The 15,967-nt window shown below is 59.4% G+C and carries 14 protein-coding genes and 1 tRNA gene; 11 read left to right on the top strand and 4 right to left on the bottom strand.

The window, feature by feature from the left end:
• Positions 1-211: 211 nt before the first annotated feature.
• The 3 genes from DW821_RS03105 to DW821_RS03095 are packed head-to-tail and all read right to left on the bottom strand — an operon-like array spanning position 212 to position 1,429.
• On the bottom strand, positions 212-475 hold the full coding sequence (locus DW821_RS03105) for a hypothetical protein (protein WP_117776090.1): 264 nt from the start codon (positions 473-475) through the stop codon (positions 212-214).
• Between the two features lie 14 nt (positions 476-489).
• Positions 490-1,122, bottom strand: coding sequence for a DUF1700 domain-containing protein (locus tag DW821_RS03100; protein WP_117637815.1), 633 nt, complete (start codon positions 1,120-1,122; stop codon positions 490-492).
• Complete coding sequence (locus tag DW821_RS03095; protein ID WP_199410663.1) at positions 1,109-1,429, bottom strand: PadR family transcriptional regulator; 321 nt, start codon at positions 1,427-1,429, stop codon at positions 1,109-1,111. The genes DW821_RS03100 and DW821_RS03095 overlap by 14 nt, the downstream gene beginning before the upstream one ends.
• 461 nt (positions 1,430-1,890) lie before the next feature.
• On the opposite strand from DW821_RS03095, the gene DW821_RS03090 reads away from it, so the two are divergent.
• Both DW821_RS03090 and DW821_RS03085 read left to right on the top strand, forming a co-directional pair.
• Positions 1,891-2,568, top strand: a complete 678-nt coding sequence (locus tag DW821_RS03090; RefSeq protein WP_118065509.1) for a copper homeostasis protein CutC — start codon at positions 1,891-1,893, stop codon at positions 2,566-2,568.
• A gap of 3 nt (positions 2,569-2,571) precedes the next feature.
• Positions 2,572-3,369 (top strand): DUF4931 domain-containing protein, encoded by a 798-nt coding sequence (locus DW821_RS03085; RefSeq protein ID WP_118065507.1) that lies wholly within the window; start codon positions 2,572-2,574, stop codon positions 3,367-3,369.
• A gap of 30 nt (positions 3,370-3,399) precedes the next feature.
• Here DW821_RS03085 and DW821_RS03080 read toward each other — a convergent pair whose 3' ends face one another.
• Positions 3,400-4,398: a bile acid:sodium symporter family protein gene (locus tag DW821_RS03080; RefSeq protein ID WP_118065505.1), complete on the bottom strand. Its 999-nt coding sequence runs from the start codon at positions 4,396-4,398 to the stop codon at positions 3,400-3,402.
• Positions 4,399-4,673: 275 nt separating this feature from the next.
• Here DW821_RS03080 and recJ point away from each other — a divergent pair, with 275 nt between their 5' ends.
• From recJ to rplT, 9 genes are all read left to right on the top strand, one after another.
• Positions 4,674-7,961, top strand: coding sequence for a single-stranded-DNA-specific exonuclease RecJ (recJ, locus tag DW821_RS03075; protein ID WP_118065503.1), 3,288 nt, complete (start codon positions 4,674-4,676; stop codon positions 7,959-7,961).
• Between the two features lie 15 nt (positions 7,962-7,976).
• Positions 7,977-10,337, top strand: coding sequence for a bifunctional (p)ppGpp synthetase/guanosine-3',5'-bis(diphosphate) 3'-pyrophosphohydrolase (locus tag DW821_RS03070; protein ID WP_118065501.1), 2,361 nt, complete (start codon positions 7,977-7,979; stop codon positions 10,335-10,337).
• An 83-nt stretch (positions 10,338-10,420) separates the two neighbouring features.
• The gene (locus DW821_RS03065; protein ID WP_118065499.1) at positions 10,421-11,104 is read left to right on the top strand and encodes an MBL fold metallo-hydrolase; all 684 of its coding nucleotides are present in this window, start codon (positions 10,421-10,423) and stop codon (positions 11,102-11,104) included.
• Positions 11,105-11,299: 195 nt separating this feature from the next.
• A complete protein-coding gene (gene fba, locus DW821_RS03060) occupies positions 11,300-12,166 on the top strand; it encodes a class II fructose-1,6-bisphosphate aldolase (RefSeq protein ID WP_006234429.1) in 867 nt (288 codons plus the stop codon).
• Between the two features lie 256 nt (positions 12,167-12,422).
• Positions 12,423-13,856, top strand: a complete 1,434-nt coding sequence (locus tag DW821_RS03055) for a transglutaminase-like domain-containing protein (RefSeq protein ID WP_118065497.1) — start codon at positions 12,423-12,425, stop codon at positions 13,854-13,856.
• Between the two features lie 39 nt (positions 13,857-13,895).
• Positions 13,896-13,982 (top strand) — tRNA-Leu (locus DW821_RS03050).
• 435 nt (positions 13,983-14,417) lie between these two features.
• On the top strand, positions 14,418-14,987 hold the full coding sequence (infC, locus tag DW821_RS03045) for a translation initiation factor IF-3 (protein WP_006234423.1): 570 nt from the start codon (positions 14,418-14,420) through the stop codon (positions 14,985-14,987).
• 32 nt (positions 14,988-15,019) lie between these two features.
• Positions 15,020-15,211 (top strand): 50S ribosomal protein L35, encoded by a 192-nt coding sequence (rpmI, locus tag DW821_RS03040; protein WP_006234422.1) that lies wholly within the window; start codon positions 15,020-15,022, stop codon positions 15,209-15,211.
• A 46-nt stretch (positions 15,212-15,257) separates the two neighbouring features.
• The gene (rplT, locus tag DW821_RS03035; protein ID WP_006234421.1) at positions 15,258-15,617 is read left to right on the top strand and encodes a 50S ribosomal protein L20; all 360 of its coding nucleotides are present in this window, start codon (positions 15,258-15,260) and stop codon (positions 15,615-15,617) included.
• Positions 15,618-15,967: the final 350 nt, after the last annotated feature.

The following is a 15,967-nucleotide window of genomic DNA, read 5'->3' as shown; positions in this document are numbered from 1 at the left end:
CATGCCAATTTGTTCGCTCTGGCGCCCGCTCGCTGTCCGTCCTCTGCCTGCGGCGTTGCTTTGGTTCTGACATTTGGGGTAGTCGCTGGGGACGTTCTTGAATGACTTGTCGTTTAAGAACGTCCCCAACGACTAGGTCAAAAGGCTCCGAGCGCGGCGTGCTCACGCCCGTCGTGGTGTGCCCGAAGGGGGATGGCCGCTACGAGCTCGATCATTTGCGAGGAGAAGACGAACCAGCCGTTGCAGATCCAATATGGATCTCGCCGACCTCGGCAAGCTGCTCGATGAGCGGAAGCCCTGTCGGGTCGTCTATTTCAACACCACCCAGAATGATGGTGTCATCGCGCAGGTCGATCTGTGTGTTGAACACAGCGAGGTTAAAGCCGGAGGCCACAAATCCGATAGCAGCCAGGACGAGCCCCGTGGCAACAAGCCCACCCGCTACGGCAAGGTAAATCTTTTTTACGCTGGACATGTTTGCACTCCTTCCTATGCCGTAAGCGGCGCCGCTTCAGCGCCCCTGCGGCTCTTATTGCCTCGATCTTTCCAGAAGGGCGAAACGGCTTTCTTCGCCCAAAGGGCAGAGAGGCACGCGATCTGCTTGGACGCCGTCCAGGCACCGGCTCCCGCGAGGAGCGCCACACCGATGGAAACGAATCCCATTCCCATCGAGGTTAAAACGTACGGAACATGCCCGATAATGATGCCGTCCGCGGTGAACAGGAGCCCCACCACGCCCGCGCCCCCGAATGCCGCGGCCACGATCCACACGCAGAGCGCAAGAACCCAAATGCAGATGTAGACTGTAGCGGCAACGGCGACGAACGCGAGCAGCAGCGGAATCCATACCGGAGAGCCCACGATGGCGAGCGCCCATAGAAGCGCCGTGCTCTTGCGCTTGGTCCTCGCAATTGCGCGCGGCACGGCGGGCAGTTCGTCGAGCGTTGCCTCGGCGACCTCACCGAGCGTGCCCATGGCGGCCACAGCCTCGGCCTCCGTCATGCCGTCCTCCATACGGTCGGCGATGGCCTCCGCGTAGAACTCCTGCGTTTCCCTTACCTGATCTGCCGGCAGGCAGGCCAGAAGCTCGCCCAGCCGGTTCAAGAACTCATCGCGCGTCATGGTGCGCTCCCTTCACGTAACGGTAGATTTCCTGCACGGATGGCCATTCGGCGAGGAACTCGGCGATACGCTCATGCCCGGTTTCCGTGATGCGGTAGTACCTTCGCAGCCGCCCGTTGTGCTCGGCGGAGCGCGCCGTGATGCACCCCGCTTTCTCCAGGCGCTTGAGCAACGGATAGAGCGTGGACTCCGTGAGCCCCATGCTCGCGGGCACGTCCTTCACGATCTGATAGCCGTAGGATTCCTCGCCCGAGACGGCCGCGAGCACGCAGGCCTCGAGGAAGCCGCGCTTCATCTGTGCCTCCATCCGCACACCTCCTTTCGTAGTATACTGTGCAACACCTACTATATGACACATAGTATATGATGTCAACAGTTGTCGTATAGGGAGTCCGGTCTGTCTGTCCCCGGTATAGCGACGAGTGTCGGTTGACGCATCGCGCGAAACACCAACCAGTGCTCCTTTGATGCAACTCTCATTCGACCACATTTCTGAGCAGCTACCTTCCCGCACCAAAGCGTGCCTCATCCCGGGATAGTCGTTGGGGACGTTCTTGAATGAATAGTCGTTTAAGAACGTCCCCAACGACTACTTCTATACAGCAAAAAGGGGTGCTGACCATTTCGGTCAGCACCCCTTTAAGTTGCGGTGAAATAGGGACTGAATACGGGCTCCAGAGGCCAAAACAGTCCCTATTCCACCGCAACTTCATGGGGATGTGTGACAATGCCCGTCGGAAAACATCTGCTGTCTTTGGGGGTCTATCTATGCTGTACGAGTTTTGTGCCGAGAACTTTGAGCGGGTGCCGGCGGCTATCGATGCCGGTGCAAGGCGTATTGAACTGTGCGACAACCTTGCCGTCGGTGGCACTACACCCTCGGCCGGTGTTATCAGCGCTACAGTCAGCTATGCTCACGAGCATGACGCGCGAGTGATGTGCATGATTCGCCCGCGTGGCGGTGACTTTCATTACAACCAAGACGAGCTGCGCATGATGGAGATGGACCTGGGCCTTGCCGTAAGCGCCGGCGTTGACGGCTTGGTCTTTGGCTGCTGCAAGCCCTGTGCCGGCGGCTGGGCGCTCGACGAGCTCACCCTTGGCGCCCTCGTTATGGCTACGGGTTGCGCGACCGAGGAGTGCAAGCGCGAGTCCCTTGACATCACCTTCCACATGGCATTTGACCAGCTTTCGCCCGAGGCTCAGCTCGATGCGATTGATACACTTGCCGACTGCGGCGTTACGCGCATCCTCACGCATGGCGGCGCGGCCGGTACGTCGATCGAGGATAATTTCGATCACCTGGCTCGTTTAATCGAGTATGCGGGCGATCGTTTGACCATCCTTCCCGGCGGCGGCATCACTACGGCAAATCGCGACGCGGTCGCAGCGGCGCTAGGCGTCTCCGAGCTCCATGGCACCAAGATCGTGCCGTTGGAGGTATAACCCGTGGCGCTGGTATTTGACGTTCAGCAGGCGAACGGTAAGCCCGACGATAATCGTCGCCCTGGCACCGCGTGCCCCTTTTGCGACACGGAGGGGCTCGCCAACATCATCGAGCGCGATGGTGACTGCATCTGGCTCGAGAATAAGTTCAAGACCTTGCGGGCCACCCGTCAGACCGTATTGATCGAGTCGGCCAATCACGACGCCGACCTGGCGACCTATGAACCGGATGAGCTGCATCATGTGATGCGGTTTGCCCTGGGCTGTTGGCAGCAGATGATCGATTCCCAACAGTACCTCAGCGTGCTCATGTACAAGAACAAAGGCCCGCTTTCGGGCGGCAGCCTCGTCCATCCTCACATGCAGATTGTGGGTTTTGAGCAGGAAGACGGCTATGCTTCGCTGACTTCCGCCAATTTCGAAGGCATCAATGTCTGGCGGCAGGGGAGAATCTCGGTCAACATCTCAACCGAGCCGATCATGGGATTCTTTGAGGTCAACGTCTCGGCTCCACAGGGAATCGCCGCCAGCGACGACGCCCGCGACCAAGCCGAAGCGGACCTGTTTGCCGATGCGATTCAGGTGGCCCTGCGCTATATCCTGCACGAACACCACGGCGGTCGCGCGGAGTCGTACAACTTGTTCTTCTACCACATGGACGGCCGGACCATTGCCAAGGCGTTGCCACGTTGGGTGGTATCGCCCTACTTCGTGGGCTATCGTCTGGCCCAGGTTAATGCCGAGACCACGCTCTATATCGATGCTGAGCGCCTACGCGCGCATCTGGAAACGCTCGTATAGCAAGGCGAGCGCCTGCGAAAAGTGTGCTGCCTAGCGTGCCATCGCGTCGCGCCCGGCCTTGACCCGCTTGCGCTGTTTGGCGCGCTCCTCGCCGGTCAGTCGCTCAAAGAGATGTCCGATAACCGAGGCGAGCACCTGCTGAAACAGCGTTCCGCACATGACGGGAAACACGACCTCGCCGGGAAAATACTGCGTGGCGATGACGGCGCCCGAAGAGATATTGCGCATGCCGCAGGTAAAGCACATGGTGGTCGTCTCGCTATACGGCAGGTGCAACGCGCGGGCGACCAGAATGCCGACGACAAAGCCGCTGATGGCGAAGGTCAAAATAAAGAGGGCGACTTCCAGGCGCACCGCATTCATGTGTAGCACGTACTCGCTCATGGCGGTGGAGTTGGAGGCGATGACACCCATCATCATGAACTTGCAGGCGGGCGAAAGCGCGGGGGAGAGTTTCTCGTGTCCCCATCCGCGCGTGAGCTCGTTGATCACGATGCCGAGCACGGCGGGGATGGCGATCATAAAGGCCATGTCCTGCATCATGCTCGGCACATCGATCGAGACGGTGGCACCCAGCAAGAGCTTCAGCGTGAGCGGAATCGTCACAGGCGAGATAACCGAGGACGTCAGGATGATGGTGAGCGCGAGCGGGCCGTTGCCGCCGAACATACTAATCCACATAAAGGCGGTGACTGCCACGGGTACGCTGTACTCGAGCACGATGCCGCAGACAAGGTTGGGGTTGGAGCCAAAGAAGAGTGACCCTATGGCATAGGCTGCTATGGGAATGAGCACCGCCGAGACGAGCAGCGCCAAAATCAGGTGCAGGGGACGGCGGAACACCTCAGCGACCTGGTGGAAGGTGTTACTGAGCGCGCCTTGGAACGTCATAAAGGCGAAGAGGGCGGGAACAATGGGCTTGAGCACGCCGATCTGCTGGGGAAAGAGCACGCCGAGCGCCACGCAAATCGGAACGATGATCTGCATATGCCCTGCGAGGAACTTTCCCAGTCCAACCCATTGCTTCATATGCGCTTGCGACTCCCTTTGCTCGTGAATCCGTTTTGAATGGATATGCTAGACGCTCGCATGCGTCCGTGCGTCAGAAACGCTCGAATATTTCGAGGGTATTACCGCCCTCGTTTATCGAAACCGCGGCGTGCTGGACGTTGTGCGTCCGTGCCGCACGGTATAATAAATCCGTTCAACAGATCTGCCTGCCGAAGCGGGCATACACAGAGGACTCATCGCTATGAACCGTGAGAGGTATCGCGGCGACCTGCCCCTATCGGGGGTGGGCGCCTATGTCATCGCTTAAGACGACGCATCGCTGGGCGGTCGCTCGGCAAAACCCCGAGCTCGAAAAGGAACTTTCGGCTGGCCTGGGCATACCCGGGTTGGTGGCGCGCATTATGGTTGCGCACGGCATTACATCCATCGAAGAAGGCCAGCTGTTTTTGACGCCTTCGCTCGATCGCGACTGGGCGGACCCGCTCGTTATTCCGGGCATGGCGGTCGTCGCCGACCGCGTTGAGCGTGCTATTCGCAGCCACGAGCGCATCGCCGTCTTTGGCGATTTTGACGTCGACGGCATTACGTCGACTTGTCTGTTGACCGAGGCGCTACGTTCGTTTGGCGCCAACGTCACGCCGTTTATCCCGCATCGCTTTGACGAGGGCTACGGCCTGTCGCGTGCGGCGCTCGACCGCGTCAACGAGCTCGCCCAACCCAACCTGATTGTGACCGTCGATAACGGTATTGCTGCCAAGGAAGAGGTCTCCTATCTGGAGAGCCTGGGGATCGATTTGGTGGTCACGGACCATCACGAGCCGTCCGACCAGGTGCCGCAGGGCGTGCCCCTGACCGACCCCAAGCTCGAGGACGAGGGTCCCTCGCGCGAGCTTGCCGGTGCCGGCGTGGCGCTTAAGCTGGTGCAGGTTCTGGGAGAGCGTTTGGGCAAGCCGTCGTATTGGCGTTCGCTGATAGAGGTCGCGGCGCTGGGCACCGTGTCCGACATGATGCCGCTCACGCCCGAGAATCGCGCACTGGTCGCCGAGGGCATCCAGCAGATGCGCGTGACGGCCCGTCCCGGCTATATCGCGCTTGCCGCACTTGCCAAGGCCGACCTTTCTACCATTACGGCCGACGGCCTGTCGTTTTCACTCATCCCTCGTCTGAACGCTGCCGGCCGCATGGCTGATCCCAAGCTGGCGCTTGACCTGCTGCTTGCCCGTGATCCTATTGAAGCAAGTGCACTGGCAGCCGAGCTCGAGGAAATCAATCGCCAACGCCGCGAGATCGAGGCCGAGCTTACGCGCGATGCCATGGCGAAGGTCGAGGAGACTTATGACGGCGGGCGCGCAATCGTCGTGGGCGGCGAGGGCTGGCACGAGGGCGTCAAGGGCATCGTGGCGAGCCGCCTGACCAATCGCTACCACGTGCCGGCGCTGCTCTTCTCGATCGAGGACGGCGTTGCACGCGGATCGGGCCGCTCGGTGGGCAAAGTCAACTTGTTCGATGCCGTCGAGCGTTGCTCCGACCTGTTGATTCGTCGCGGCGGGCATGCCGGTGCGGTAGGTGTGACCATCGAGACATCCAAGCTCGACGAGTTCCGTCGTCGCCTTTCCGCCGTGCTATCGGAGATTCCCGCCGAGGACTTCGAAGACATCGACGAGGTTGCCGCCACGGTCGACCTTTCCGAGCTGAATATTGAGACTATAGAGCAGATTTCCCGTCTTGAGCCGTTTGGCCAGGGCAATAAGGTGCCGCTTCTGGCCGCCGAGGGCGTGACGATGTGTGACCGCGCCGTGGTGGGCAAAACCGGCGAGCACATGCGCTTTGTGGCGACCGATGGCGCCGCGAGTGTGCCGGCAATCATGTTTCGTGTGCCGCAGATCGACAGGCTTATCAATTGCGACAGCGCCGTCGACTTGGTGTTCGAGGCGGTGGCCGAGCATTGGCAAGGTCGCGTAAAGCCCAAGCTCATGATTAAGGATGTCTTGGTCCGCGATACCACGGCGCCCAGCGTTGACGACCCGGCATGTGAGCTTCGCCGCGGCGTGGAGCCTGCGGACGCCGGTCTTCGTCTGGAGTCCCGCAAGCGCCAAACGCTCGCTCAGCTTTCCTATACCGAGCTGACGCGCTCGCTTATCCATAGCTTTATCGGCTCGAACCAGCCGCACCGCGCTCAGGTCGAGGCACTCGACGCCCTGGCCGATCACCAAAGTGTTCTGGCCGTTATGGGAACGGGGCGCGGCAAGTCTCTTATCTTCCATGTGCACGCCGCGCGCGAGGCGGTTCTTCGCGGGCGTGCGAGCATCTTTGTCTATCCGCTGCGCGCGCTCGTTGCCGACCAGGCCTATCACCTCTCGTCGACGATGGCCGCGCTCGGCATTGGCGTAGGCGTGCTGACCGGCGAGACTGTGGAGGCGGCGCGCGATGACGTGTTTGCCGGCTTGGCTTCGGGCCGTACCGGCATCGTGCTCACGACGCCCGAGTTCCTGTCCATTCACCGCGACCGCTTTGCGCGTTCTGGACGTATCGGTTTTGTCGTTATCGATGAGGCGCATCATGCCGGTCTTGCCAAGGGCGGCGACCGCAGCGCATACCTCGACATGCCCGATATCCTCAAGGCCTTGGGCGATCCGGTCGTTCTGGCCACGACCGCCACCGCAACGGCTCCGGTCGTGTCGGAGCTTGCCCGCGTGCTGCCGATTACCCGTACGGTGGTCGACGAGACGGTGCGCGAGAACTTGCAGCTCGAGGACGACCGCGATCTTGCGAGCCGCGAAAACCGCCTGGTGTCCATCGTCGCGACGGGGGAGAAGACCGTCATCTACGTCAACTCGCGTGATCAGTCCGTGGCGCTTGCCAAGACGCTACGCAAACGCGTGCCCGACTACGCGTCGCATATCGCCTTTTACAACGCGGGCCTTACGCGCGCCGACCGCCATCGCGTAGAGGAGGCGTTTCGTGACGGATGCCTCAGCTGCATCGTCTCGACCTCTGCCTTTGGCGAGGGCGTCAACCTTCCCGATATTCGCCATGTCGTGCTCTACCACATGCCGTTTGGCGCGATTGAGTTTAACCAGATGAGTGGCCGCGCCGGTCGCGACGGCCAGCCCGCCGTGATTCACCTGCTCTATTCGTCGCGCGACGCCCGCATTAACGAGCGCCTACTCGACTGCTATGCGCCCGAGCGCGACGAGCTCGTCACGCTCTATCGCGCGCTGCAAACTATGTGGCGCTCCAACCGCGGCAAGACCGGGGACGATTCCTTTAGCGCGAGCGATATCGACATCGCGCAGATGTGCCTTGCCATCGATGCTCGCACGCCGGTCGACGAGCGCTCGGTGGAAAGCGGCCTGGGAATCTTCGAAGAGCTTGGTTTTTGTCGCGTTTCGGGGTTTGACGACACCCGTCGCATCGCGATGGCCGAAAACCCCGGCCGTGTGCAATTGAGCAGGTCAATTCGCTATTTGGAGGGCTTGCGCTCGCGCATGGAGTTCTCGGCTTTCCGGAGCTGGGCGCTCGATTCGTGCGCTTCTGATATGCTAGCCAAAGTTAACCGCCCGATCGTACCGCGGGCCTAGGGGAAGGGGACTTCGATGGATGCCGCAGCCCGTACCGCCCATGATTCCACCCTCCAGCCGTTTTCGGAGATGGAGCACTATAAGCATGCCGATGAGCTGCCGCCCGAGATTATGGCGGACAGCTACGACAGGCTGGAGCGCCTGTGCCTCAAATATATGAATGAGGACGACTTTTCTAAGGTGGAGCAGGCCTATTGCTTTGCTGCCGAGAAGCACTGCAACCAAAAGCGCCGCTCGGGTGAGATGTACATTAACCATCCCGTCGAGGTGGCTATCATTTTGGCCGACCTCAAGATGGACTGCGATGTGGTGTGCGCCGCGCTGTTGCACGATACCGTCGAGGACACCGAGACCTCGCTTGCCGATGTTTCCGGCCTGTTTGGCGATACGGTGGCCGAGCTCGTCGATGGCGTGACCAAGCTCACCAACATTGAAGTCGATAGCATGGACGAGAAGCAGGCGCTTACGCTGCGCAAGATGTTCCTCGCCATGTCCAAGGACATCCGCGTCATTATCGTTAAGCTTGCCGACCGCCTGCATAACATGCGCACCCTTGCAGCCCTGCGCGAGGACCGTCGCCTGTTTAAGGCTCGCGAGACCATGGACGTGTACGCGCCCCTGGCCGACCGTCTGGGCATGAGCTCTATTAAGTGGGAGCTCGAGGACCTGTCCTTCTTCTACCTGGAGCCCGATGCCTACCAGCGCATCGCGCGCATGGTGGCTGAGTCGCGCGAGGTTCGCGAGCGCTATCTGGCCGAGACCATCAAGACGCTCACCGATGAGCTCAACCGCATTGGCCTGGAGGGCTTCCAGATTAATGGCCGCTCCAAGCACTATTGGTCCATTTACCAAAAGATGAAGCGCAAGGGCAAGGAATTCTCCGAGATCTACGACCTAGTGGCACTGCGCGTCATCACGCATTCGGTGCGCGATTGCTACTCCACGCTCGGCGCGGTGCACACACTATGGCACCCCATGCCCGGTCGCTTTAAAGACTATATCGCCATGCCCAAGGTCAATAACTACCAGTCGCTCCATACGACGGTTATCGGCCCCACAGCTCGTCCGCTCGAGATTCAGATTCGAACCTACGAGATGCACGAGCAGGCCGAGTACGGCATTGCCGCCCACTGGCTCTATAAGAAGTCGGGCGGATCGTCTGCGTCTAAGACCAATGACGCTCAACGTCTAGACGACCAGATTAACTGGCTCAAGCATTCGCTCGATTGGGCTGCGTCTGATGAAATCACCGACGCCAAGGAATACCTGCACTCGCTGAAGGTTGACTTGTTTGACCAGGAGATTTTTGTCTTTACGCCCAAGGGCGAGGTCATGGCACTTCGTGCCGGCTCCACGCCGCTCGACTTTGCCTACGCCGTTCACACCGAGGTAGGCAACCACTGCGTCGGCGCTAAGATCAACGGTGCGGTGGCCCCGCTCACGCACGAGATCAAGACGGGCGACCGCGTTGAAATCCTGACCAACAAGAGCTCCAAGCCGTCGCGTGATTGGCTCAAGATCGTCAAGACGCCTTCGGCCAAGTCAAAGATCCGCCGCTATTTTGCCGCCGCAACCAAGGACGACGACGCTGCCGCCGGTCGCGATATACTGGCCAAGGACCTGCGCAAGCGCGGGTACGGCATCTCTACGCCGCGATCCACGCGTGCGCTCAACGCCGTGGCGGAGCAGTTTAATTACAAGCAGCTCGAGGACCTGTTTGCCGCCGTCGGCGCCGGCAAGGTTGCCCCGCGCGCTGTGGGTAACAAGGTCGAGCAAATCTTGGACCCCAAGCCCGAGGAGCAGCTCTCCAAGGCCGAGGCTATCGCCGAGGTCGTCAAGCAGCCTGCCCGCGGTTCCAACCGCAAGCCGCAAAAGCGCGGCAAGAGCGCCAGCAACGGCATTATCGTCAAGGGCGAGAGCAACAGCGGCTTGCTGGTTCGTCTGGCGCATTGTTGCAACCCTGTGACGGGCGACGACATCGTGGGCTTCATCACGCGCGGCCGCGGCGTTTCGGTGCATCGCGCCAATTGCCCCAACGTCAAGGGTCTTATGGAGCATCCCGAGCGCATGATCGAAGTGGAGTGGGACGGCGCTGCCGACGCCCTCTTCCAGGTCGAGATCGTGGTCGAGTGCCTGGACCGCATGGGCCTGCTCAAGGATGTCACCATTGCCATTGGCGATGCGGGGGGCAATATCCTTTCTGCCGCCACGTCGACCAACCGCGAGGGTATTGCAACCCTGCGCTTTATGGTCGAGATTTCTGACGCGAGCGGTCTGGATCCGCTGCTGGCATCGATTAGCAGTGTCGACTCGGTCTATGACGCGCGCCGTTTGATGCCTGGTGAGGGTGGAGCTCAGCTCAAGCGTCGTGTGTAGGCTTGCCGGCGCAGCAGATTTGACATTGGCTACGTTCGAGGCATCGTTTGATGCCTCGACGCTTATAGAAGGAGGACGTACGCATGGCTGTTGCGACTTTGGATTTAACCCCTCGGGGCTCGGTTTCAATCGAAACCCTTGTCAACGGTCCCATCCAGACCAACAGCTACGCCGTGATTTCCAGCGGCGAATGCCTGATCATCGATCCCGCGTGGGAGGGCGAGAGCATCGTTGGGCATATTCGAGCCGGACATCCCGATGTGCATGTGCTCGGTGCCGTTTGTACGCACGGTCACGCCGATCACGTGGGCGGTGTCGCTGGAGTTCGGGCCGCCGTTGGCCCTGACGCCCTGTACGGGCTGTGTGACAAGGACGCAGCTGTGCCGCATGCGAACATCGAGGAACAACGAGCTATGTGGGGCATTGAGACGCCTGACCCCGGGGAGCCGACGCGCCTGCTCGCCGAGGGCGATACGATCGAGGTGGGCGATATCTGCCTGCAGGCGATCGAGACGCCAGGGCATACGCCGGGAGGGATCGTCTTGTTTGCTGCCACGGAGCAGGGGAACATTGCTTTTGTGGGCGACACACTATTCCCGGGCAGCCACGGCCGCACCGATCTTGCCGGTGGCGACGAGGCAGCGATTCTGCGCTCGCTCTCCAAGCTCGCCCGGCTTCTCCCGCCCGATACCGTTTGCCTAACCGGCCATGGCGATTCGACATCCATGGCACGCGAGCTCATGCAGAACCCTTTCATGCAGGTGTAGCTTTATAGTCAGCTCCTGAAGCACGAGAAGCGTCCAAACGTCAAGCTATTTTTCCCCAACGGGTCGATTCCGTAGGGCAAACGGTCAAAAAAAGTCTGTTTGGACGATATTCGTGAACAAACGAACGTTTATGCTCGGGTACGCCGTGGTAAAATCTCAGGCGTTATCGGAGCAACCTTACAGGAGGTTTCTTTTATGCTCGTCAACGCAGCAGACATGCTCAAGAAGGCCGAGGCCGGCAAGTACGCTCTCGGTGCCTTCAACACCAACAACCTCGAGTGGACCCTGGCTATTCTCCAGGCCGCCGAGGAGGCCAAGTCTCCGCTGATCCTTCAGTGCACCGCTGGTGCCGCTAAGTGGATGGGCGGTTTCAAGGTCTGCGCCGACATGGTCAAGGCTGCCGTCGAGGCCACGGGCGTTACCGTTCCCGTCGCCCTTCACCTCGATCACGGTTCTTACGAGGACTGCTTCAAGTGCATCGAGGCCGGCTTCACATCCATCATGTATGACGGCTCTCACGAGGAGACCTTCCAGCTTAACCTCGACCGCACCAAGGAGCTCGTTGAGCTTGCCCACTCCAAGGGCATGTCCATCGAGGCCGAGGTCGGCGGCATCGGCGGCACCGAGGACGGCGTGACCTCCAACGGCGAGCTCGCTGACCCCGCTGAGTGCAAGCAGATTGCTGACCTGGGCGTCGACTTCCTCGCCTGCGGCATCGGCAACATCCACGGCGTGTATCCCGCCGACTGGGCTGGCCTTTCCTTCGAGCGTCTGGGCGAGATCAAGGCCCAGACCGGTGACCTGCCCCTCGTCCTGCACGGTGGCACCGGCATCCCCGAGGATCAGATCAAGAAGGCCATCTCCTTGGGCATCTCCAAGATCAACGTCAACACCGACCTGCAGCTCGTCTTCGCCAAGGGCGTCCGCGAGTACATCGAGGCTGGCAAGGATCAGCAGGGCAAGGGCTTCGACCCCCGCAAGCTCCTCAAGCCTGGTCGCGACAACATCGTTGCCCGCACCAAGGAGCTCATGGAGGAGTTTGGCTCCGTCAACAAGGCGTAAGTAGCGGTTTAACTTTCCCGCCGGAGGCCCCGTTTCCCCTACGCTGGTTCCCTCGCGCTCACCTGGCTTCGCCAGAAGTCGCGCGACGGAATCAGCTCCGGGGAAGCGGGGCCTCCTTTGTTAACTCGCTGCAGGGTTACTGGGCTGAATTTATTTATTGACTACCGTTCAGCGGTGTTGATGGCTCCTTTGTTGGGGCTTTCTTTTCTATCTCGCTACAATGTGCTTCAAGAGTTCTAATGACATGGAGTTTGATATGGCTGTTATTGATGTGCTGCCTTCGGATGGGAAGGTTATTGACGAGGGTCCTGTTGGTTGCTCTGTCGATGTTTGCTGTGATGATTTTCGCCATCTCGATATTGGGCTACCGCCCGAGATTCTCCGTCTTAAGGATGCCGGGTATTTGACGCAGGCTGTTGCTGCTTGCGATCGCCTTTTGGAGCAGAACCCCGAGCCTTTGCTGGCTGCTTGTGTTCGTGCGGAGCGGTATCGCATGCTCGAGACACCGCTTCATTTTTCGGTGTCGCGAGATCGGGCTATTGCGATGATTCGCGAGGAGTGGCCTGAGTTTACCGAGGAGCAGTTTGACGATCTGATTGATCGTAAGCGTATTGACTGGCGCTTTATCGATGGTGAGCTGTTTGTTCTCGATAACTTCCTCGATTCACTTCGCGTGTATCCCAAGGAGGTTCCGGGCCTGCGCCCCGATTCTACGGATGGAATTGCGCTGCGCAACCAGATGCTCAAGGATATGGAGTCGCAGGGCGGGCTGTCTCGTGGCATCACGCTTAAGGCGTGCGTGTCTGTCCCCGGCGCGTTGGAGGGAGAGACCGTTCGTGCGTGGCTTCCCGTTGCCGCCGCCTGTCGTCAACAGTCTTATATCGAGGTTCTCGATATGACGCCGGAGGGCACCGTTGCCTCTGAGAACGTTTCGGCTCGTACTGCCTCCTGGTCATCTTCGACCGAACATTCATTCTCGGTGACCTATCGCTATCATATCGATGCCGCTTATCGTGATATCTATGGAGGTGCGCTTCCGGCGCATCCTTGCATGGACGCGCCGCTGCCCGTCGACACCTCCGAGGATTGTCCGCACATTGCGTTTACGCCGTACCTGCGACAGCTGACGGAGCGTGTTATTGACGGGTTCGAGGATCCGCTCGATCGCGCCCGTGCTATCTATGATTACCTGACGCAGCATATCGACTATCGCTATCAGCCGCCGTACTTGCTTTTGGGATCTATTGCCGATGACTGCGCGCATTCGCTCCGCGGCGATTGCGGCGTTATGGCGCTCACGTTTATCACCATGTGCCGTATCGCGGGCGTGCCTGCCCGTTGGCAGAGCGGCCTGTATGTTGCGCCCGATTCGGTGGGGTCGCACGACTGGGCAGAGTTCTATACGCCGCAAACCGGTTGGCTCAACGCCGACGTGTCATTTGGATCTTCTGCTCGCAGGATGGGGGAGGAGTGGCGTCGCCGTCACTACTTTGGCAATCTCGACCCGTGGCGTATGGTGGCCAACAATCGATTCCAGGCAGAGTTTGAGCCCTCTTTCGACGGCATGCGCGAGGACCCTTACGATAACCAGATGGGTGAGGCTTCGGTTGACGGTCGCGGATGCCGTCGGCGCGAGATGCTCCGCACGGTCGAACTCATCGAAATGCTCGAAGTTCCATTTTCGGACTAATCGGTAGAAAGCTGTGATAAACTAACTCACGCATTGTGTGCCCGAGTGGCGGAATTGGCAGACGCAGTGGACTCAAAATCCACCGTTGGCAACAACGTGCGAGTTCGAGTCTCGCCTCGGGCACCATTCATGCAAGCGAGCGTTCAAGGGGGTTGCGGCCCCCTTTTTGTGCCGAACTCGCGTGAGCGCGCGAAGCGTTAAGCAAACAGGCTTGTGGCCTGTTTGTAACGGAGCGTGGCGAGGGCGCCACGCGCCCGAAGCCTGGAGCTTCGCGAAGCGAAGGCCCTTCGAGTCTCGCCTCGGGCACCATACATACAAGCGAGTGTTCAAGGGGGGGGGGTCAAGGCCCCTTTTTCGTGTACGTAATGTGATAACGTGCTGTACGTGTTATTATTCGCAAGGCGTTGTTCCCGCAATGCCCTAAAGAGGAACCTGAGGGTTCCCACCTTTTGGCGCCAATGAGCAGCTGACTGGTCATACAACTTAGATTCCCTTCCTCAAATCGAGGAAGTCTATGTGTACGACCTGGTTGCAAAGAAGCGCCGGGTTATTTTTTTATGAATGGAGGTAGGGAAAATAGCTAAGTCTGATGACACCCGCATCAACGACGAGATCACTGCATCTTCGTGCCGTTTGATTGGCGTCGATGGCTCACAGCTCGGCCTGTTCGCCATCCGCGATGCCCAGCGCGTCGCTGACGATCAGGGTCTCGACCTGGTCGAGATCGCTCCCAACGCGGAGCCGCCGGTCTGCAAGGTCATGGACTACGGTAAGTTCAAGTACCAGCAGGCCATGAAGGCCAAGGCCGCTCGTAAGAACCAGTCCAAGGTCGAGGTCAAGGAAATGAAGTTCCGACCCAAGATCGACGTTGGCGATTACGAGACCAAGAAGGGCCACGTTCTGCGTTTCCTCAAGAAGGGCGCACGCGTTAAGATCACCATCATGTTCCGCGGCCGTGAGATGGCTCATCCGGAGCAGGGTCTTAACGTTCTCGAGCGTCTCGCCGAGGATCTCAAGCCTTACGCTACGGTCGAGTCCAAGCCTAAGATGGAAGGCCGTAACATGCTTATGCTGCTCGCCCCGATTAAGGGCGCCTTCGATGAGGATAAAGCGGCAAGCGATACCAAGTAACTAGTGTTCTGTAACCGATTAAGGAGTATTTCATGCCTAAGATGAAGTCCCACAGCGGCACCAAGAAGCGTTTCCGCAAGACTGGTACCGGCAAGCTTATGCGCGCCAAGGCTTTCAAGAGCCACATCCTGAGCAAGAAGTCCACCAAGCGTAAGCGTGGCTTCCGTCAGGAGACCGAGATCGCCGCTGCCGACCGCAAGGTCATCAAGTCGCGTCTCGCCTAAGTTCGCGTTCCCGTTTTTCGTTTTACCGTCTAGGAGTTGATAGAACATGGCACGTATTAAGCGCGCTGTTGCCGCCAAGAAGAAGCGCCGTACCGTTATGCACCGTGCGAAGGGTTACTACGGTGCCGCTTCGCGTACTTACAAGCATGCTAAAGAGCAGGTCCAGCACTCCCTGCAGTATCAGTATCGTGATCGCCGCAACAAGAAGCGCGAGATCCGTTCTCTCTGGATTACTCGTATCAACGCTGCTGCTCGTCTGAACGACATCTCTTACTCTCAGTTCATGCACGGCCTGAAGGTTGCCGGCATCGAGCTCGACCGCAAGGTCCTGGCTCAGATGGCTTACGAGGACATCGAGTCCTTCAACGAGCTGGCTACCATCGCCAAGAAGGCTCTCGAGGCCTAATAGATTCTCTTGAATCGCTAGGGGAGTGTCGCGTTGTGCGCGGCGCTCCCTCTTTTTATCTGAAGCGCGGTTTACATTGCTAAAAGCGCGGGTAGATAAACACTTATAGGTGACCGATCTCTATATATTCCTGAACCAAAGGGTCATCATCTGATACGTGCGGAAGATCCGCACCAGTCTTTCTATTACCTATAGAAAGCAATATGTTGTGTAGGACTTGTGAAGAGTGGAATTGACGTCCCACAGGGCTTCGCGGTCTGGCAATATATCTCCTTGCCGCGCGGCCCGGTCGGACCGGACCAGCCGCGGGGCGTGCACCTTGAGAACCGGATACTGCGAGGATGGACACA

The sequence above is a fragment of the Collinsella sp. AM33-4BH genome, assembly GCF_003469205.1.
Taxonomy (GTDB): Bacteria; Actinomycetota; Coriobacteriia; order Coriobacteriales; family Coriobacteriaceae; genus Collinsella.
This window is presented reverse-complemented; position numbering and strand designations above follow the sequence as displayed.

Excerpts from the sequence above, each read along its gene's own strand:
- infC (WP_006234423.1), top strand. The coding sequence starts at position 14,418 with ATGGAGGTAGGGAAAATAGCTAAGTCTGATGACACCCGCATCAACGAC.
- fba (WP_006234429.1), top strand. The coding sequence starts at position 11,300 with ATGCTCGTCAACGCAGCAGACATGCTCAAGAAGGCCGAGGCCGGCAAG.
- DW821_RS03080 (WP_118065505.1), bottom strand. The coding sequence starts at position 4,398 with ATGAAGCAATGGGTTGGACTGGGAAAGTTCCTCGCAGGGCATATGCAG.
- recJ (WP_118065503.1), top strand. The coding sequence starts at position 4,674 with ATGTCATCGCTTAAGACGACGCATCGCTGGGCGGTCGCTCGGCAAAAC.
- DW821_RS03065 (WP_118065499.1), top strand. The coding sequence starts at position 10,421 with ATGGCTGTTGCGACTTTGGATTTAACCCCTCGGGGCTCGGTTTCAATC.
- DW821_RS03090 (WP_118065509.1), top strand. The coding sequence starts at position 1,891 with ATGCTGTACGAGTTTTGTGCCGAGAACTTTGAGCGGGTGCCGGCGGCT.
- DW821_RS03095 (WP_199410663.1), bottom strand. The coding sequence starts at position 1,429 with ATGGAGGCACAGATGAAGCGCGGCTTCCTCGAGGCCTGCGTGCTCGCG.
- rplT (WP_006234421.1), top strand. The coding sequence starts at position 15,258 with ATGGCACGTATTAAGCGCGCTGTTGCCGCCAAGAAGAAGCGCCGTACC.
- DW821_RS03105 (WP_117776090.1), bottom strand. The coding sequence starts at position 475 with ATGTCCAGCGTAAAAAAGATTTACCTTGCCGTAGCGGGTGGGCTTGTT.
- rpmI (WP_006234422.1), top strand. The coding sequence starts at position 15,020 with ATGCCTAAGATGAAGTCCCACAGCGGCACCAAGAAGCGTTTCCGCAAG.
- DW821_RS03055 (WP_118065497.1), top strand. The coding sequence starts at position 12,423 with ATGGCTGTTATTGATGTGCTGCCTTCGGATGGGAAGGTTATTGACGAG.
- DW821_RS03100 (WP_117637815.1), bottom strand. The coding sequence starts at position 1,122 with ATGACGCGCGATGAGTTCTTGAACCGGCTGGGCGAGCTTCTGGCCTGC.
- DW821_RS03070 (WP_118065501.1), top strand. The coding sequence starts at position 7,977 with ATGGATGCCGCAGCCCGTACCGCCCATGATTCCACCCTCCAGCCGTTT.